The organism is Stenotrophomonas sp. Steno-Z10-BAI (genome assembly GCF_056393115.1).
The window spans coordinates 113,074-130,113 of record NZ_JBWJOZ010000005.1; the positions used below are offsets into that span (position 1 = coordinate 113,074).

Consider the following 17,040-nt stretch of genomic DNA (forward strand, 5'->3'; position numbering starts at 1 on the left):
GGAAGGCGATGCGCATGAAAGCCGCGGGAATGTCGATGATCGTGGCCGGCCTGCTGGCCGCCTGTTCGCCGTCGTCGGCGCCTACCGCGGCGCCTGCGCAGCCGCTGGATACGTCCGAGCAGAAGGCCCCGGTCGCCGATCCCGGCGCACCGGTGGCCTCGGGCAACACCCCGGCCGCGGCGGACATCGCCGCGATCGCGGCGCTCAACGCCCAGTTCGATCCCGCCCGCGATCCGGTCGCCGATCTGGCCACGGCCAAGGTCGAGGCCCAGCGCGGGGGCAAGCGGATCATCCTGGATGTGGGCGGTGAGTGGTGCCCGTGGTGCCATCTGATGGATGGGTTCATCGAAGGGGATGCGGAGATCCGCCGCTTCCGCGATGCGAACTATGTCTGGATGAAGGTCAACTACAGCGAAGAGAACGAGAACGCGGCGTTCCTGTCGCAGTTCCCGCCAGTGAAGGGCTACCCGCACCTGTTCGTGCTCGATGCCGACGGCACGCTGCTGCATTCGCAGTTCACCGGTGAGCTGGAAGCGGACAAGGGGCAGAAGAAGGGCTACGACCGTGGCCGCTTCTTCGCCTTCATGAAGCAATGGGCGCCACCCAAAGCGTCGTGATCTGGAAAAGGCCGCGGATTCCGCGGCTTTTTTTTTGCCCTCAATTTGTCCGCTGCCCTGCCGCTACCCCCAAGGACCTCATGCCGCGCTGTTCGTGGCGGACAACCGACGGAATCGACGCATGCAGCCGGGCACCAGCGACAGCACCACCGAAGTCTCTCTTGATGCGCCGGCCGGCGTGAGCCTGCCGCCGGTCGATGTGCTGCTCGATGACCACACCGCACCCGATGCGCTGGAGGCCGACACGCCGGCGCCGGGCGCGATCCGCTACCGCCTGCCGATGGTCTCCGTGCCCGACAACGTGCTGCTCAAGGCGGCCGTGCAGAAACTGGTGGAGCAGAAGGCGCAGCTGGACACGCTGGCACGCCAGGGCACGCTGCCCGGCCTGATCCCGGCCGAGTGGCAGGGCAGCGGCCTGCGCGGCGTGGACCTGCAGGGCTTCGTGCTGAGCGTGGTGCCGTTCCTGCAGAACGCCAGCAAGGACGAAACCGCCCCGGCGCGCCTGCCGCTCAAACATGTGCTGGGCGACGCCGGGCGCTGGGACCAGCTCGATGTCGCCGAACCCAAATCGCTGGCGTTCTTCCTGGCCAGCGATGACCGCGCCACCGCCGGCACGAAGGATCCGGCCGAGGTGTATCTGGTCGGCGCGCTCGGCCTGGCCTGGGCGCACGAGGGACGTACCCGCCCGGGCTTCCTGCGTGAGATGGGCTACGACAGCATGGCCGCCCGCGTGCACCTGCTGCCTTATCCGGCGGCGGCGCAGCTGGCGCTGTACAGCGTCACCGCGCATGGCATGACCCAGATCTGGTGCGTGATGGACCGCCGCAAGGTACGGCCCTTGCTGGCACCCTGGATCAGCGTGCCGCTGCTGACTGCCTACGGGGTCAACGCCCCGCAGACCTGGCCGACCAGCTTCCCGGCGGTTGACGAGGTGGCCGCGATGCTGGCTGCCGCGCGTGGTGGCAAGGGGCCGGTCGAAGCGGACCTGGGCAAGGTGGCCGCGAAGGTTGCCCAGGACGCCTCAGGCGAAGCCTGGATGCCGGTCAGCCTGCTCCAGGTCGGTACGTGGTCACCGCGCTGGCGCTACTTCATGGCCACCTTCATCGGCCTGCCATCGCTGCTGCTGGTGGTCGCCGCGCTGGCTCTGCCGGGTGCGATCGAAGCGGCCGCCGTGGCCGCCTCGCTGGGGTTTGCCGGCGGTGCCATCGGCGCGCTGGCCGCGCCGTGGGTGCATGCGCGGCGCAAGCACCTGAGCTGAGCCGCAACGACCAACGGTCGCTGGCTACTCGTCCATCCGCTGCAGGCCTTCCCCGGCCAGGCGCAGGATCAGCGTCTCCAGCATCTGTTCTTCGTCCTCGCTGAGCACGGACATCAGCTTGCGGGTGATGTCGATCACCAGCGGCGCGATGGTCTCGTACACCTCGAATCCGGCCGCCGACAGCGCCAGCACCGAGCGGCGGCGGTCATCGCCATGGGTTTCACGCTTGATGAAGCCCCGTTCGAGCAGTCTGGCCACGGCGCGGCTGACCGCGACCTTGTCCATCGCGGTGCGATCGGACACCTCGCTGGCCGACGAGCCCGGATACAACGCCAGGACCGTGATCACCCGCCACTCGGGGATCGCCAGGCCATAACGGTCGCCGTACAGCTTGGCGATGTTGCCGCTGACGCGGTTGGACAGAACGCTCAGCCGGTACGGCAGGAACTGCTCCAGATCGAGCAGGGCGTGCGATGCGCGGATGCTGTGACTGCTGGGATCGGGCGGGCTCATGCTGCGGTGCACCTTGATGGTGGTTTCATGTGAAACTATAACCTACGTTCCGGACTCCGCATTCTCGCGGGTCTGCCTTCCTACCGCACCTGGTTTTTTCCGATGCGGACTGCTTTGGAGCCACAGCATGACCAGCCAAACGAGCACCGCGTCCTTCGCACCCGATCCGGGCATGCAGGTCACCACCTTCGAAAACCCGATGGGCATCGATGGTTTCGAGTTCGTCGAGTTCGCCGCCCCGGCCGGCCGTGGCGCGGAACTGCACGACTATTTCCGCAAGATGGGCTTCACCGCCGTGCTGCGCCACAAGCAGCGTGCGATCACGGTCTATCGCCAGGGCGACGTGAATTTCCTGGTCAACGAAGAGCCGGATTCGTTCGCATCGGACTTCGCCGAGAAGCACGGCCCGTGCGCCTGCGGTTTCGCCATCCGCTTCAAGAAGCCGGGCGATGAGGTCTACCAGATGGCCCTGGGCAACGGTGCCGAAGCGATCGACTTCAAGCCCGAGACCCGCGCCGTCGCCGCCCCGATCATCAAGGGCATCGGCGACTGCATGCTGTACCTGGTCGACCGTTACGGCGCCAACGGCAGCATGTTCGATACCGATTACGCGCCGATCGAGGGTGTGGACCCGCGCCCGAAGGGCTTCGGGCTGACCTTCATCGACCACCTGACGCACAACCTGTACTTCGGCAACATGCAGCAGTGGTCGGATTACTACGAGCGCCTGTTCAACTTCCGCGAGATCCGCTACTTCGACATCAAGGGCCTCAAGACCGGCCTGGTGTCCAAGGCGATGACCGCCCCGGACGGCATCGTGCGCATCCCGCTCAACGAATCGTCCGATCCGAAGAGCCAGATCAACGAATACCTCGACGCCTACAAGGGCGAGGGCATCCAGCACATCGCCTGCTTTACCGAGAGCATCTACGACACCGTGGAGGCGATGCGCGCCCAGGGCGTGGAGTTCCTGGATACGCCGGACACGTATTTCGATGTGATCGACATGCGCGTGCCCAACCACGGTGAAGACGTGGCCCGACTGGCGAAGAACAAGATCCTGATCGATGCCGACCCGGAGACAAAGCAGCGCAAACTGCTGCAGATCTTCACCACCAACTGCATCGGCCCGATCTTCTTCGAGATCATCCAGCGCAAGGGCAACGAAGGCTTCGGCGAAGGCAACTTCACCGCGCTGTTCGAAAGCATCGAGCGCGACCAGATGAAGCGCGGCGTGCTGTAAGGCACTCGGCCGCCACCCGCGTTACGCTTCAACGGTGGCATCCGCGCCCGCGCGGGTGCCATCGGCCGTATTCCCTTGCCATCCACGCCCCCGGCGGAGCAGGACCATGAACAACCCGATGTCATCGCGCGGCTATCAGACCGGTTTCGGCAACGAGTTCGCCACCGAGGCGGTGCCGGGTGCACTGCCGGTGGGGCAGAACTCGCCGCAGCGTGTCGCCCATGGTCTGTATGCCGAGCAGCTGTCCGGTACCGCGTTCACCGCGCCGCGGGGGAGCAACCGCCGCAGCTGGGTGTACCGCATCCGCCCCGCGGTGACCCACGGCGAGTTCACCCCCTTTAGCCAGCCGCACCTGCACGGCGACGTCGCGCAGGGCGCGGTCTCGCCCAACCAGCTGCGCTGGGATCCGTTGCCGCTGCCTGGCACGCCCACCGATTTCATCGAAGGGCTGTACACCATGGGCGGCAATGGCTCGCCGGACGCCCACGGCGGCGTCGGCATCCACCTGTATGCCGCCAACCGCGACATGCAGGGCCGCTATTTCTACAACGCCGATGGCGAGCTGCTGATCGTGCCGCAGCTCGGCCGCCTGCGCCTGCTCACCGAAATGGGCGTGATCGAGATCGAGCCGCAGCAGATCGCGGTGATCCCGCGTGGCGTGCGCTTCCGTGTCGAACTGCCCGATGGCGACGCGCGCGGCTACGTCTGTGAGAACTTCGGCGCGCTGCTGAAGCTGCCCGACCTGGGCCCGATCGGGTCCAACGGCCTGGCCAATCCGCGTGACTTCGAAACGCCGCATGCCGCGTTCGAGAACATCGATGGCGCGTTCGAACTGATTGCCAAATTCCAGGGCCAGCTGTGGCGCGCGGATATCGATCATTCGCCGCTGGACGTGGTCGCCTGGCACGGCAACTACGCGCCGTACCGCTACGACCTGCGCCGCTTCAACACGATCGGCTCGATCAGCCACGATCATCCCGATCCCTCGATCTTCCTCGTGCTGCATTCGCCCAGCGACACGCCGGGCACCAGCAACATGGACTTCGCGATCTTCCCGCCGCGCTGGCTGGTCGCGCAGAACACGTTCCGCCCGCCGTGGTTCCACCGCAACATCGCCAGCGAATTCATGGGCCTGATCCACGGTGCCTATGATGCGAAGGCCGAAGGCTTCGTGCCCGGCGGTGCCTCGCTGCACAACTGCATGAGCGGCCATGGCCCGGATGCGGCGACCTTCGAAAAGGCCTCCGCGGCCGACCTGAGCAGGCCGGACGTGATCAAGGACACCATGGCCTTCATGTTCGAAACCCGCGGCGTGATCCGCCCCACCGCACAGGCGATGGACGCGGCGCATCGCCAGCGCGGGTACCAGCACTGCTGGCAGGGATTGAAGGCGAATTTCTCGGGCTGACGCAGGCTCAAACCAGCGCGATCTGGAAGCGCTCGGCATGCTCCTTCGGCAGCACCTCCAGCAACTGCTGCCGGACCCGCTCGGCATAGCCGGTGGAGGTCAGGCCTGGCAGCACGTCCAATGCGGTCTGCAGCGCCGCCATGACGGCGTCGTCGCTGCGGGCCTGCTGCAGGGTGTGGAACAGCGCTGCTGCCTGCGGATGACGCTGCAGTTCCAGGATGTCCAGCAGATAGATGCGGGCGGCCACCAGCGAGCGGCGGCGTTCGGTCACGGGCACCGGCACCGCGGTCGGTGTCACCGCACTCAACACCAGATACCCGCTCTGGATCAGCTGGATCACCATCGCCGGGGTTTCCGGACCCACCAGCTGGCCGAGCTGCACCAGGTCGCGCTGGCCGTCGCACAGGATCAACAGCCGGCGCTGGCGCATGTCCAGGGGCGCGCGGTGGGCCTGCAGGGCGGTGCGGGCGAGGTCGGTCTTCTGCGGTTGCATGGGGGCGGGGTCGATGCGGTGCAGGCCGAGCCTGAACGCGGCAGGTGAAACGCGGATGACAGCGACACTGTGCATGCCGCCCACACGGCGCTCGCGCTAGGCTGCGCCCATTCACCGGGAGGATGCAGGCATGAGACAGCTGGGAAGCGTGATGGCAGTGGGGATGGTGCTGGCCTTGGCCGCGTGCGAGCGCACGCCGGAGACGCCGTCGGCCGATGCCGAGGCGGCCGTGCCTGCACCGGCGGCGGACACCGCGCCGGCAGCGCCTGCCACGGCGGCCCCGGGCACGGTGACGCAGGGTCCGGCACGGCTGGATGGCTACGGCTCGGTGGCGCTGGGCAGCACCTTGGACGAGGTCCGGGCAGCCTGGAAGACACCCCTGCAGGGCGACGTCCCTGACGATTACTGCCATGCGCTGCGGCCGGAAGGCGCGCAGGCCGAAGACGTGATCTTCATGATCGAAGGCAAGCGTCTGGTCCGGTACGACGTGCGCAACGACCGCATCGTCGCCCCCGGTGGCGGCAAGGTCGGCATGTCGCTCGGCCAGCTGCAGACGCTGTACCCGGATCGCGGCGACCTGACCCCGCACAAGTACGACGAGCAGGGCCACAACCTGCGCGTGCGCCCGGCCACCGAGGGCGGCGCGCTGGTCAACTTCGAGATCAACGGCGATGGCAATGTGACCGCCTGGCGGGTCGGCAAGACCCCGCAGGTCGATTACGTGGAAGGCTGCTCCTGAGCCATCGGCACCGCGCCGGCCACAGGGCCGGGGCGGGCCTTCACTGTTTGGCGTGGGCTGGCCCTAGAATCGGCCCACATCTGTCACCGGGGAGCACCAGATGATCGCTGCCACTGTTTGGTTCTTGCTGGGCCTGGTGCTGTTGGCACTGGGCGGCGACTCCATCGTCCGGGCCGCCTCGGGTCTGGCCCAGCGCTTCGGCGCGTCGCCGTTCGTGGCCGGGTTGCTGCTGGTGGCCTTCGGCACCTCGCTGCCGGAGCTGGTGGTCAACGCCCGTGCCTTCGTGGTCGGCGCGGAAGAACTCGCGCTGGGCAATGCGGTGGGCAGCAACATCGTCAACCTCGGCCTGACCCTGGGCCTGGCGGCGCTCGCTGCGCCGCTGCTGGTCCGTGCGCGGCTGCTCTCGCCCTTGCTGGTGTGTCTTGCCGCCGCCAGTGCGCTGCTGATCCTGTTCGGCCTGGATGGCGTGATCGCACGCTGGGAAGGGGCCGTGCTGCTGCTCGCCTTTGTCGGCCTGCTGGTGTTCCTGCTGCGCCGCGCGCGGCTGGAAGTGGAGCCGGTGCGTGAGGGCATCGCCGGCTACGCCATGACCCGCACGGGACTGTTCCTCAACCTCCTGCGGCTGCTGTTCGCGGGTGTGTGCCTCTATTTCGGCGCGCGCTGGATCGTGCAGGCCGCGCCGGTGTTTGGCGCCGGGCTGGGCTGGTCACCGTTGCTGGTCGGCCTGCTGCCGGTGGCGATCGGCACCGCATTGCCCGAAGTGGCGGCAGCCATTGCCGCCGCCCGGCGTGGTCAGGGCGACATGGTGCTGGGCCACGTGATCGGCTCGAGCCTGTTCAACCTGCTGGTGGTGGTCGGCGGCATGGCCGCATTGCGCCCGCTGGCGCTGCCCGGATCGTTCGTGAAACTGGAGCTGCCGGCGGCGATCGCCTTCGTGCTGGTGCTCTACCCGATGCTGCGCGGTGACCTGACCATCAGCCGGCGCGAAGGCGCGGTGCTGGTGGTGGCGTTCCTGGGGTGGGTGGCACTGGAACTGGCGCTGGTCTGGGGCGGCTGAACGTCGCACTACGGAGCGCCGGCCGTGGGTCGGCTGCCCTCCGGCAGGATGCCTGCAGCCGACCAGCGGTCGGCTCTACTGGCTGTCCCGGGAAACGGGGGCCTTGGCACCCTCGGTGTCGCCCGGATGGCGCGGCTCCGGCGGCGGCAACTGTTCTTCCTTGGCGGTCTTGTGGCCCGGCAGGTCCGGCCGGGTTTCCATCAGCAGCGACAACGCGGCCTTGGCCATCATGTGCGCACTGATCGGTGCAGTGATGAACAGGAACACGGTGATCAGCAGCTCACGCGGCTGCGGGTCTTCGCCGAGGAAGATGTGATAACAGACCGAGCCGACCAGCACGCAGCCCACGCCCAGCGTGCTGGCCTTGGTCGGTGCGTGCAGGCGCTTGAAGAAGGTGGAGAGCTTCACCAGGCCGAGCGCGCCGACCAGGATGAAGAAGCAGCCGAACAGCAGCAGGATCGACAGCACGATCTGGATGAAGGTGATCATTCGACGATGTCCCGGCGCAGCACGAACTTGCTCAGCACCACCGTGCTGCCGAAGCCGAGCATGGCGATGATCAGCGCGGCTTCGAAATACACCGCCGAGTTGAGGTACATGCCGAACAACATGAGTTCAGCGATGGCCGTCACCGACAAGGTGTCCAGCGCAAGGATGCGATCGGGCACGGTGGGGCCGCGCAGCAGGCGCCAGGTGGCCAGCAGCATGGCCAAGCCGACCACGTGCATGCACACCACCATCGTGGTCTGGATGAACATGTATCCGGTCATGGGAAAATCTCCATCAGCGGGGCTTCGTAGCGGGATTTGATCTGCCGGACCAGTTCATCCGGATCATCCAGATGCAGCACGTGCACCAACAGATACCTGCGGTCATCGGACAACGCGGCCGAGACCGTGCCCGGGGTCAACGTGATCATGCTGGTGAGCGCGGCGATGCCGTGGATGTTGGCGATATCCAGCGGCAGCCAGATGAAACCGGGGTGGATGCGGCGCTCCGGCCCCAGCACCTGGATCGCCACCCGGATGTTGGAGATCAGGATGTCCCACAGGGTCACGAACAACAGTTTGGGGAGGGGCTTGAGCGAGCCGATCCGCGCGAACTCGCGGTCCAGCCGGGCGGCGAACAGCGGCACCACGACGCCCAGGATCATGCCAAGCACGAACTGGCCCAGGGTGAAGCTGTCGGACATCAACAGCCAGAACGCCACGACCATCACGCTGAGCGAAGGCGAGGGCAGAATGCGCTTGTACAGGGAAGGCTTGCGCGTCATGGCTGGCGGATCTCCGGCGTGGTGGCGCGCAGTTCACCCACATAGTCCTGGGGCTGCAGCAACTGGGTGGCCATCGCATCGGTGTGCTGCATCAGCGGGCCGGCGAACACGCTCATCGCGATGCCATAGCTGAGCAGCAGCGCGGCGGCGAACAATTCCACGGTGCGCGTCGGCGCCTTGCGCGGCTTGGGTGCGCCTTCTTCGACCACCGGCACGCGCCAGAACAGGCGGATGCCGCCACGGGTCAGGCCGACGATGACCATCAGGCTGCTGCCCAGCACCGCGGCCCACACCGCCCAGGTGTACTGCGCCGGCATGCCGGCCAGCAGCGCAGCCTTGGCCAGGAAGCCGGACAACGGCGGCAGGCCCGCCACCGACACCGCACCGATCAGGAACAGCACCGCCGGCGTTTCCTTGCCCGGCATCGGCGCGATGACTTCCTTGCGATCGCTGGCACCGCCGCGGCGGCGGCGGATCAGATCGGCAATGAGGAACAGCGCGGCGGCCACGAAGGTGCTGTGCGGCAGGTAGTAGAGGCCGGCCGAGAGCACTTCGGGCGTACGCACCGAGAACGCGATGAACAGCGTCGCCGCCGAGACCACCACCAGGTAGGAGATCAGCACGCGCAGGCGTGCCGCAGCGAGCACGCCCAGGCCGCCCAGCACGAGGGTGGCCACACCGGCCCAGAGCAGCCATTCGCTGCCGTAGCCGGCCATCGGGCCGGCACCCTCGCCGAACCACAGGGTGCTGACCCGCAGCACCGCGTACAGGCCGACCTTGGTCATGATCGCGAACAGCGCGGCCACAGCGGCCGGCGCACGCGCATACGCTTCGGGCAACCACAGGTACAGCGGCATCAGCGCGGCCTTGCTGCAGAACACCAGCAGCAACAGCCCCATCGTCGCCTTGACCAGGGTCAGGTGCGAGGCCGGCACTTCAGCGATGCGCTGCGACAGTTCGGCCATGTTGAGCGAGCCCAGCGAGGCGTACAGCAGGCCGAGTGCGATCAGGAACAGGGTGGAGGCGGTGACGTTGAACACCACGTAGTGCAGACCGATGCGCATGCGCAGGCCGCGCCCGCCGCTGAGCAGCAGGCCGTAGGAGGCGATCAGCATCACCTCGAAGAACACGAACAGATTGAAGATATCGCCGGTCAGGAACGCGCCGTTGAGGCCGACCAGCTGGAACTGGAACAAGGCATGGAAGTGCGGCGCGCGGCGGTCCCAGCCCGAGCAGGCGTGCAGCAGGCAAGGGATGGCCAGCAGCAGTGTGGTCACCAGCATCCATGCCGAGAGGCGGTCGGCCACCAGCGCGATGCCCAGCCGCGAGGGCCAGTCACCCAGCAGGTACACCGCGATGCTGCCGTCAGCGGTCTGCGCGAACAGCAGCGCGACGGCTGCGGCGAGCGCGGTCAGCGTGGTCCACGCCACCGTGCGCTGCACCTTCGGCCCGTAGCGGCGATGCTCGACGAACAGGGAGCAGGCCGCGCCGAACAGCGGAATCAGGATGGGCAGGATCACCGCATGGTTCATGCGCCGCCCTCCCGGCCCGGCGCGGTATCGGCGGGAAGCTCTTCTTCTTCGTGCGCGTCTACGTGGTCGCTGTGGTTGTCGCTGCGGCTGCGCATCGCCAGCACGATGCTGACCGCCGTCATCGCGAACGCGATCACGATGGCAGTCAGCACCAGCGCCTGCGGCAGCGGATCGGTGTAGTTGCCCAGATCGCTGTCGATGCCCTCACGCAGCACCGGCGCCTTGCCCTGCACCAGCCGGCCGCCGGCAAAGATCAGCAGGTTGGTCGCATACGACAGGAAGGTCATGCCGAGGATCACATCGAAGCTGCGCGCGCGCAGCAACAGGTAGATGCCGATCGCGCTCAGCACGCCGATGGCGCTTGCCAGAGCCAGTTCCATCAGTGCATCTCCCCGGTTTTTGCCGAACGGCGGTTGGGATCGATTTCGCCTTTACGGGCATTGCGGGTGCGCGAGGGCTTGATCGTGCCCATCATCGAGAGCATCAGCATCACGCCACCAAATACCACCAGGTACACGCCGGTATCGAAGCCGATCGCGCTGGCCAGCGGTACCTCGCCGATCAGCGGAATGTGCAGGTCCAGATGGCCGCTGGTCAGGAACGGCACGCCGAACAGCATCGACGCGCAGCCACTGAGGATGGCGATCAGCAGGCCGGCACCGATGCAGCGGATGTAATCGAAGCCGAAGCGCGATTCCACCGAGGTGGTGCCCTGGATGACGTACTGGATCAGCAGCGGCACGGCCAGCACCAGGCCGGCGATGAAGCCGCCGCCGGGCGCGTTGTGGCCGCGCAGGAACAGGAAGATCGAGACGGTCAGGGTCAGCGGGAACATGATCTGGGCCAGATCGGCCGGTACGGGCAGCTTGATCGGCGGGCCGGGCATGATCTGTTCCGGCGCCATCCGCGAGCGGCGCAGCATGGCGTGCACCACCAGCGCGGCGATGCCGAACACGGTGATTTCACCGAAGGTATCAAAGCCACGGAAGTCGACCAGGATCACGTTGACCACGTTCTGCCCATAGGCTTCCGGCAGCGCACGCGCCAGCAGTTCGCCGGCCATGGTGTTGGGCGGCAACGTCATGGCGGTGTAGGCCATCGCGGCCAGGCCGCCACCGGCGACGATCGCGATCACCGCATCGCGCCGCTTGCGCCAGACCGACTTCTCCGGTGGCGACTGGATCGGCAGGTAGTTCATGCCCAGCAGCATCAGCACCAGGGTGACCATCTCCACCAGCAGCTGGGTCAGGGCCAGATCCGGCGCGGAGAGGAACACGAAGGTCAGCGACACCATCAGGCCGACGCCGCCGACCACCAGCACCGCCAGCAGGCGCTGCCGGTAGACAAACAGTGCGCCCAGCGCGCAGGCCATCATCACCAGCCACAGGGCCCAGCCCAACAGCGGGATCGGCTGCGGCGAGGGCCAGTTGGGCGAGGCCGGATTGGCCACGAACGGTGCCACGGCGACGATGATCGCCACCACCACCAGCGCCATCAGCATGCGCTGCAGGCTGCCGTTGGCCAGGCCCTGGGTGAGGCGGTGGGCGAAGCCGAACACCAGGTCCAGCTGCTTGTGGAAAATATTGCGGCCGATGCTGCGACTGACCACCGCATGCAGGTTGATCAGGCGGCGCAGGCCGAAGTACAGCGCGATACCGCCGATCACGCCGGCGATGCTCATCATCAACGGGGTGTTGAAGCCGTGCCAGACCGAGAGGCTGTAGGCCGGCATTGCCGCGCCCAGGATCGAGGAGGCGGCCGCATGCAGCACCGGGGCGATGGTGATCGCCGGGGCGACGCCGACGGCCACGCAGACCACGACCAGGATCTCCACGGGCACCTTCATGAAGCGCGGCGGCTCATGTGGGACGCGGTCCAGATCGTGTGGGCCGTTGCCGAAGAAGGTGTCGTGCACGAAGCGCAGACTGTAGGCCACGCCGAACACGCCGGCCAGCAGCGCGGCGATCGACATCACCACGCGCATGGTTTCCGGGCCGCCCGCGGTCAGCGCTTCGGCGAACAGCATTTCCTTGGACAGGAAGCCGTTGAGCAGCGGAATACCGGCCATCGCCAGCGAGGCGATGATCGCCAGCGCGCTGGTGATCGGCATCAACCGCCGCAACCCGCCCAGCTTGCGCATGTCACGGGTGCCGGTTTCATGGTCGATGATGCCGGCGGCCATGAACAGCGAGGCCTTGAAGGTGGCGTGGTTGAGGATGTGGAACACGCCGGCCACCACCGCCATCGGCGTGGACAGGCCGAACAGCATGGTGATCAGGCCCAGATGGGAGATCGTCGAATAGGCCAGCAGGCCTTTGAGGTCATGCTGGAAGATCGCGTTCCAGGCGCCGATCAGCAGGGTGATCGCCCCGATGCCGCTGACCGTATAGAAGAACAGATCGGTCCCGGCCAGCGCCGGGTGCAACCGCGCCAGAAGGAACACGCCGGCTTTGACCATCGTCGCCGAATGCAGGTAGGCCGAGACGGGCGTCGGCGCGGCCATCGCGTGCGGCAGCCAGAAGTGGAACGGGAACTGGGCGCTCTTGGTGAAGATGCCGGCCAGGACCAGGAACAGGGCATACGGGTACAGCGAACTGGCGCGGATCAGATCGCCGGCGGCGAGCACCGCATCCAGCTCGAAGCTGCCCACGATGCGGCCGATCAGCAGCACGCCGCCGAGCAGCGCCAGACCGCCGCCGCCGGTGACCACCAGGGCCATCCGGGCGCCCTCGCGGGCATCCTGGCGGTGCGACCAGAAGCCGATCAGCAGGAACGAGCTGATGCTGGTCATTTCCCAGAACACCATCAACAGCAACAGGTTGCCCGAGAGCACCATGCCCAGCATGGCGCCCATGAACAGCAGCAGGTAGCAGTAGAAGCGGTGGGCGCTGTCGCGGGCACTGAGGTAGTAGTGGGCGTACATCACCACCAATGCGCCGATCGCCAGCACCATCCCGGCGAACATCCAGGCCAGGCCATCCAGGCGCAGCGAGAAGGCCAGGCCGATCTGCGGTATCCACTCCCCGTAGCTGCGGACGATCCCGCCGTCCATGATGGCCGGGGTCATCGTCGCCAACAGCGCCAGTCCTCCCAGCGGAGCGGCCGCGGCTACCCAGGCGGCCGTGGAGCGGGAGGTGCGGCGGAATGAAGCGACGGCCACTGCCATCAGGAAGGGCAGGGCGAGCAGCAGGAGCAGACTAGGATTCATGCAGGGAATGCGGGATTCACGAGCAGGTCGTTCAGTCTAACAGGCAGGCAATTGCTGCCGATACACCCGAATACGCCCTCAATTGCATGTAACGTGCGCTGATTCATTTTTTCAGGGCGGCGCGCGGTCCCATTCGGGCGCGTCGGCGGCCGTATGGAGACCCGCTGGCGACTTTGCCGACTGTGGCCTCCCGGCGCCCGTCGAAACGGGTCTGGAACCAGTCGTCGCAGGGCCTGCGGGACCGCGTGGATGTGCACGAAGATGAACGGTGACCGTCGCTCGAAAGGTCACTGGGCACGATGCTGGACGGTCCGGCGTGGACTGCTGGTGAGCGTCCTCGCTCGTTCAGGAAAAAGCGGTCAGTAGCGCCAACCCATCCGGCGGTAGAGCTTGGCCAGCACCCACAGCGGGCCGATCAGCAGGTAGACCAGATCGGTCAGGAAGCTCGGCTTGCGGCCTTCATGCTTGTGGCCGATGAACTGCGCGACCCAGGCCACGGCGAAGACGCCCAGGGCCAGCCAGAACAGGTTCACCAGCCCGATTTCGGCTTCCAGCAGCCGGCAGACGCAGCCGCTGACGAAGAAGAACGCCAGCATGCCGTAGCCCAGCGTGCGCGACAGGCGGTTGTAGAAGCACCAGGCGGCGAACATCGCCAGGCCGGCCCAGATCCCGTTCTGGAACCAGGTGATCAGCGGCGGCAGGCACCACAGCAGGGCAATCACCGACCATGCGATCGCCGGGACGGCCACGACGTGGATGCGCTGGTTCAGCGCATTGCGGTGGTCGTCGGAATAACTGGTGAAATAGCGGTCGATCGGGCGTGCGACGGTCGTGGTGGCCATGTTCCCTCCCAGGATCTGCAGAGCATACCGCCGGTAGAGCCGACCGTTGGTCGGCTGCCTTCCATCGGCTGCCCGACATGGCCGCGGCATCGGAGACCGCGTTCCCCGGCGCAGGGCCGGGGAACGCCGTGCCGGTCAGTCGACCGAGATGCCGGCCAGGCGCTGCAGCGCCTCGGCGTACTTGGCGCGGGTGCGCTCGATGATCTCGGCCGGGATGCTTGGGCCCGGGGCGGTCTTGCCCCAGTCCAGCGTCTCCAGGTAGTCGCGGACGAACTGCTTGTCGTAGCTCGGCGGGCTGGTGCCCACCTCGTACTCGTCGGCCGGCCAGTAGCGCGAGGAATCCGGGGTCAGCATCTCGTCCATGATGTACAGACGGCCATCGGCATCGGTACCGAACTCGAACTTGGTGTCGGCCAGAATGATGCCGCGCTCGCGGGCGTAATCGGCGGCGAAGGCATAGATACGCAGGGTGGCATCGCGCACGCGCTCGGCCAGGTCCGCACCGACCGCCTTCACCATCGCATCGAAATCGATGTTCTCGTCATGGTCGCCGACGGCGGCCTTGGTCGAGGGGGTGAAGATCGGTTCGGGCAGCTGTTCGGCCTGGCGCAGGCCATCCGGCAGCTCGATGCCGCTGATCTTGCCGGTGCGCTGGTAGTCCTTCCAGCCGCTGCCGATCAGGTAGCCGCGGGCGATCGCCTCGACCGGAACCGGCTTGAGCTTGCGGGTGACTACCGCGCGCTTGGCGTACAGGGCCGGATCGACACCTTCGGGCAGCACGCTGGCGACATCGATGCCGGTCAGGTGGTTGGGCATCAGGTGCGCGGTCTTGGCGAACCAGAAGTTCGAGACCTGGCAGAGCATCTCGCCCTTGCCGGGGATCGGATCGGGGAGCACCACGTCGAAGGCTGACAGACGGTCGGTGGCGACCATCAGCAGGTAGTCCCCCGGCGGAGTGCCGGCGGGGAGCCGGTCGCGCGGAATGTCGAAAACATCACGCACCTTGCCGCGATGGCGCAAGGGCAGGCCGGGGAGATCGGATTGCAACAACGTGGTCGGCACGGGCACTCCTGAGGCTTCGTCATGACAGCTGTCCAGGGGACCCGGAGGGCCCGCACAGACAGCGGGCGGCCTAGTGTAAAGCGGGTTGGGCCCGCTGTGACGTAAAATGAGGATCCTTTGTCGCCTTGGCTGCCCAGACCACCATGCGCTGGTACGGAAAACTGCTCGGATTCATCGCTGGCGCCCTGCTGTGCAGGCCCAATCCGCTGTTCGGGGCCGCGTTCGGGCTGTTGCTGGGGCATGCCTTCGATGCCGACTGGTTCCGGCTGAACAGGGAAAACCCCTACCGCGAGCTGGGGCTGACCTCCGAGGCGACCGATGCCGAGATCGACCTGGCCTACCGCCGGCTGATGTCCCAGTACCACCCGGACAAGGTGGTCGGCGCTGCCCCGGAGCTGCGCCAGCAGGCCGAGCGCAAGTCGCGCCAGCTCAATGCCGCCTACGACCGGATCAAGACCCTGCGCAAGCGCTGAGTCCGCGCGGCGCCCCCTTTCAACCTCCTGAAGGCCCCGGCCATGTCCAACTGCATCATTGCTCCCTCCATTCTGTCCGCCGATTTCGCCCGCCTGGGCGAGGAAGTGGACAACGTGCTCGCGGCCGGCGCCGACTGGGTGCATTTCGATGTGATGGACAACCATTACGTGCCGAACCTGACCATCGGCCCGCTGGTCTGCCAGGCGCTGCGCAAGCACGGCGTGACCGCGCCGATCGACGTGCATCTGATGGTGGAGCCGGTGGACCGGATCATTCCGGATTTCGCCGAGGCCGGCGCGACGTACATCAGCTTCCATCCGGAGGCGAGCCGCCACGTGCACCGCACGATCCAGCTGATCCGTTCGCTGGGCTGCAAGCCGGGCGTGGTGCTCAATCCGGCCACGCCGGTGGACATCCTGGACTGGGTGCTCGATGACCTGGACCTGGTGCTGGTGATGTCGGTCAATCCGGGCTTCGGCGGCCAGGCGTTCATTCCCTCGGCGCTGGACAAGGTGCGCGCGATCCGCCAGAAGATCGATGCCAGCGGCAAGGACATCCGCCTGGAGATCGACGGTGGCGTGAAGGCCGACAACATCGGCGCCATCGCGGCGGCCGGTGCGGATGCGTTCGTGGCCGGCTCGGCGATCTTCAATGCGAAGACCAGCTACCAGGACATCATCGCGCAGATGCGCGGCAACGTCGCCGCGGCGCGGGGCTGAGCCATGGGCTCGGTGGCTGCCGTGACCATCCGCGTGGCCACCGCCGAGGATGCGGGGCTGATCCTGCGCTTCATCCGCGAGTTGGCGATCTACGAGAGGGCCGAGTCGTCGGTGCAGACCGACGAAGCGGGCATCCGCGCGAGCCTGTTCGGATCGGCGGCGAAGGCGCACGCGCTGATCTGCGAAGCCGACGGCGTGGCGATCGGGTATGCGGTGTATTTCTACAACTACTCGACGTGGCTGGGCCGTAACGGGATCTATCTGGAAGATCTGTACGTCAGCCCGGAAAAGCGCGGCAGCGGTGCCGGCAAGGCGCTGCTGCAGCACATCGCGCGCATCGCCGTGGCCGAAAACTGCGGTCGTTTCGAGTGGTCGGTGCTGGACTGGAACGAACCGGCGATCCAGTTCTACCAAGCCGCCGGCGCGAAGCCGCAGAGCGAGTGGACGGTATACCGGATGGAAGGCGAGGCGTTGCGGGTGTTTGCCGCAGGCTGAGCTGTCCTCAAAAAAAGACCGCACCATTGCTGATGCGGCCCTGGGAATAGCGGGAGGCTGATCCTGCCTCCATCCATCTTCCTTGCTATGGCCTTCCATTCTCCGGG

General features: G+C 66.8%; 19 protein-coding genes. 9 read left to right on the forward strand and 10 right to left on the reverse strand.

Annotated elements, in window-relative coordinates:
* Window positions 1-8: 8 nt before the first annotated feature.
* Together AC06E9_RS13695 and AC06E9_RS13700 are read left to right on the forward strand one after the other, a co-directional pair.
* Window positions 9-617 carry a thioredoxin family protein gene (locus AC06E9_RS13695; RefSeq protein WP_121040654.1) on the forward strand — a complete coding sequence of 203 codons (609 nt, stop codon included), beginning with the start codon at window positions 9-11 and terminating at the stop codon, window positions 615-617.
* Window positions 618-738: 121 nt separating this feature from the next.
* Window positions 739-1,875, forward strand: coding sequence for a hypothetical protein (locus tag AC06E9_RS13700; RefSeq protein WP_121040652.1), 1,137 nt, complete (start codon window positions 739-741; stop codon window positions 1,873-1,875).
* Between the two features lie 24 nt (window positions 1,876-1,899).
* Here AC06E9_RS13700 and AC06E9_RS13705 read toward each other — a convergent pair whose 3' ends face one another.
* Window positions 1,900-2,388, reverse strand: coding sequence for a MarR family winged helix-turn-helix transcriptional regulator (locus tag AC06E9_RS13705; protein ID WP_088433561.1), 489 nt, complete (start codon window positions 2,386-2,388; stop codon window positions 1,900-1,902).
* A 172-nt stretch (window positions 2,389-2,560) separates the two neighbouring features.
* On the opposite strand from AC06E9_RS13705, the gene hppD reads away from it, so the two are divergent.
* Window positions 2,561-3,631, forward strand: coding sequence for a 4-hydroxyphenylpyruvate dioxygenase (gene hppD, locus AC06E9_RS13710; protein WP_121041316.1), 1,071 nt, complete (start codon window positions 2,561-2,563; stop codon window positions 3,629-3,631).
* A 106-nt stretch (window positions 3,632-3,737) separates the two neighbouring features.
* Entirely contained in the window at window positions 3,738-5,039 is a 1,302-nt protein-coding gene (gene hmgA / locus AC06E9_RS13715) for a homogentisate 1,2-dioxygenase (protein ID WP_478056235.1), read from the forward strand.
* Window positions 5,040-5,046: 7 nt separating this feature from the next.
* Here hmgA and AC06E9_RS13720 read toward each other — a convergent pair whose 3' ends face one another.
* Window positions 5,047-5,532 (reverse strand): hypothetical protein, encoded by a 486-nt coding sequence (locus AC06E9_RS13720; protein ID WP_478056236.1) that lies wholly within the window; start codon window positions 5,530-5,532, stop codon window positions 5,047-5,049.
* Window positions 5,533-5,689: 157 nt separating this feature from the next.
* On the opposite strand from AC06E9_RS13720, the gene AC06E9_RS13725 reads away from it, so the two are divergent.
* Window positions 5,690-6,271 carry a hypothetical protein gene (locus AC06E9_RS13725; protein WP_478056298.1) on the forward strand — a complete coding sequence of 194 codons (582 nt, stop codon included), beginning with the start codon at window positions 5,690-5,692 and terminating at the stop codon, window positions 6,269-6,271.
* Between the two features lie 100 nt (window positions 6,272-6,371).
* A complete protein-coding gene (locus tag AC06E9_RS13730) occupies window positions 6,372-7,328 on the forward strand; it encodes a sodium:calcium antiporter (protein ID WP_121040644.1) in 957 nt (318 codons plus the stop codon).
* Between the two features lie 75 nt (window positions 7,329-7,403).
* Here AC06E9_RS13730 and AC06E9_RS13735 read toward each other — a convergent pair whose 3' ends face one another.
* The 8 genes from AC06E9_RS13735 to AC06E9_RS13770 form a co-directional block, all read right to left on the reverse strand.
* A complete protein-coding gene (locus AC06E9_RS13735; protein WP_121040642.1) occupies window positions 7,404-7,817 on the reverse strand; it encodes a Na+/H+ antiporter subunit G in 414 nt (137 codons plus the stop codon).
* The gene (locus AC06E9_RS13740) at window positions 7,814-8,098 is read right to left on the reverse strand and encodes a K+/H+ antiporter subunit F (protein ID WP_070472350.1); all 285 of its coding nucleotides are present in this window, start codon (window positions 8,096-8,098) and stop codon (window positions 7,814-7,816) included. The genes AC06E9_RS13735 and AC06E9_RS13740 overlap by 4 nt, the downstream gene beginning before the upstream one ends.
* On the reverse strand, window positions 8,095-8,601 hold the full coding sequence (locus AC06E9_RS13745; RefSeq protein ID WP_121040640.1) for a Na+/H+ antiporter subunit E: 507 nt from the start codon (window positions 8,599-8,601) through the stop codon (window positions 8,095-8,097). The genes AC06E9_RS13740 and AC06E9_RS13745 overlap by 4 nt, the downstream gene beginning before the upstream one ends.
* On the reverse strand, window positions 8,598-10,133 hold the full coding sequence (locus tag AC06E9_RS13750) for a monovalent cation/H+ antiporter subunit D (protein ID WP_121040638.1): 1,536 nt from the start codon (window positions 10,131-10,133) through the stop codon (window positions 8,598-8,600). The genes AC06E9_RS13745 and AC06E9_RS13750 overlap by 4 nt, the downstream gene beginning before the upstream one ends.
* Window positions 10,130-10,513 carry a Na+/H+ antiporter subunit C gene (locus AC06E9_RS13755; RefSeq protein ID WP_019185295.1) on the reverse strand — a complete coding sequence of 128 codons (384 nt, stop codon included), beginning with the start codon at window positions 10,511-10,513 and terminating at the stop codon, window positions 10,130-10,132. Before AC06E9_RS13755 ends, AC06E9_RS13750 begins: the two co-directional genes overlap by 4 nt.
* Window positions 10,513-13,341: a monovalent cation/H+ antiporter subunit A gene (locus AC06E9_RS13760; RefSeq protein WP_152150905.1), complete on the reverse strand. Its 2,829-nt coding sequence runs from the start codon at window positions 13,339-13,341 to the stop codon at window positions 10,513-10,515. Before AC06E9_RS13760 ends, AC06E9_RS13755 begins: the two co-directional genes overlap by 1 nt.
* Before the next feature lie 359 nt (window positions 13,342-13,700).
* Complete coding sequence (locus tag AC06E9_RS13765; protein ID WP_282261794.1) at window positions 13,701-14,183, reverse strand: Mpo1 family 2-hydroxy fatty acid dioxygenase; 483 nt, start codon at window positions 14,181-14,183, stop codon at window positions 13,701-13,703.
* Window positions 14,184-14,318: 135 nt separating this feature from the next.
* Complete coding sequence (locus AC06E9_RS13770) at window positions 14,319-15,245, reverse strand: phosphoribosylaminoimidazolesuccinocarboxamide synthase (RefSeq protein ID WP_019185298.1); 927 nt, start codon at window positions 15,243-15,245, stop codon at window positions 14,319-14,321.
* A 143-nt stretch (window positions 15,246-15,388) separates the two neighbouring features.
* Here AC06E9_RS13770 and AC06E9_RS13775 point away from each other — a divergent pair, with 143 nt between their 5' ends.
* From AC06E9_RS13775 to AC06E9_RS13785, 3 genes are read left to right on the forward strand one after another with little or no spacing between them, the layout of a single operon-like run.
* Window positions 15,389-15,718: a J domain-containing protein gene (locus AC06E9_RS13775; protein ID WP_121040630.1), complete on the forward strand. Its 330-nt coding sequence runs from the start codon at window positions 15,389-15,391 to the stop codon at window positions 15,716-15,718.
* 42 nt (window positions 15,719-15,760) lie between these two features.
* The gene (rpe, locus tag AC06E9_RS13780; RefSeq protein ID WP_121040628.1) at window positions 15,761-16,438 is read left to right on the forward strand and encodes a ribulose-phosphate 3-epimerase; all 678 of its coding nucleotides are present in this window, start codon (window positions 15,761-15,763) and stop codon (window positions 16,436-16,438) included.
* A gap of 12 nt (window positions 16,439-16,450) precedes the next feature.
* A complete protein-coding gene (locus AC06E9_RS13785; protein ID WP_478056299.1) occupies window positions 16,451-16,933 on the forward strand; it encodes an N-acetyltransferase family protein in 483 nt (160 codons plus the stop codon).
* The last annotated feature ends 107 nt before the right edge of the window (window positions 16,934-17,040 follow it).

Bases quoted from the DNA above. Each gene is read 5' to 3' on its own strand.
- AC06E9_RS13695 (WP_121040654.1), top strand. From the start codon at position 9: ATGCGCATGAAAGCCGCGGGAATGTCGATGATCGTGGCCGGCCTGCTG.
- AC06E9_RS13700 (WP_121040652.1), top strand. From the start codon at position 739: ATGCAGCCGGGCACCAGCGACAGCACCACCGAAGTCTCTCTTGATGCG.
- AC06E9_RS13705 (WP_088433561.1), bottom strand. From the start codon at position 2,388: ATGAGCCCGCCCGATCCCAGCAGTCACAGCATCCGCGCATCGCACGCC.
- hppD (WP_121041316.1), top strand. From the start codon at position 2,561: ATGCAGGTCACCACCTTCGAAAACCCGATGGGCATCGATGGTTTCGAG.
- hmgA (WP_478056235.1), top strand. From the start codon at position 3,738: ATGAACAACCCGATGTCATCGCGCGGCTATCAGACCGGTTTCGGCAAC.
- AC06E9_RS13720 (WP_478056236.1), bottom strand. From the start codon at position 5,532: ATGCAACCGCAGAAGACCGACCTCGCCCGCACCGCCCTGCAGGCCCAC.
- AC06E9_RS13730 (WP_121040644.1), top strand. From the start codon at position 6,372: ATGATCGCTGCCACTGTTTGGTTCTTGCTGGGCCTGGTGCTGTTGGCA.
- AC06E9_RS13735 (WP_121040642.1), bottom strand. From the start codon at position 7,817: ATGATCACCTTCATCCAGATCGTGCTGTCGATCCTGCTGCTGTTCGGC.
- AC06E9_RS13740 (WP_070472350.1), bottom strand. From the start codon at position 8,098: ATGACCGGATACATGTTCATCCAGACCACGATGGTGGTGTGCATGCAC.
- AC06E9_RS13745 (WP_121040640.1), bottom strand. From the start codon at position 8,601: ATGACGCGCAAGCCTTCCCTGTACAAGCGCATTCTGCCCTCGCCTTCG.
- AC06E9_RS13750 (WP_121040638.1), bottom strand. From the start codon at position 10,133: ATGAACCATGCGGTGATCCTGCCCATCCTGATTCCGCTGTTCGGCGCG.
- AC06E9_RS13755 (WP_019185295.1), bottom strand. From the start codon at position 10,513: ATGGAACTGGCTCTGGCAAGCGCCATCGGCGTGCTGAGCGCGATCGGC.
- AC06E9_RS13760 (WP_152150905.1), bottom strand. From the start codon at position 13,341: ATGAATCCTAGTCTGCTCCTGCTGCTCGCCCTGCCCTTCCTGATGGCA.
- AC06E9_RS13765 (WP_282261794.1), bottom strand. From the start codon at position 14,183: ATGGCCACCACGACCGTCGCACGCCCGATCGACCGCTATTTCACCAGT.
- AC06E9_RS13775 (WP_121040630.1), top strand. From the start codon at position 15,389: ATGCGCTGGTACGGAAAACTGCTCGGATTCATCGCTGGCGCCCTGCTG.
- rpe (WP_121040628.1), top strand. From the start codon at position 15,761: ATGTCCAACTGCATCATTGCTCCCTCCATTCTGTCCGCCGATTTCGCC.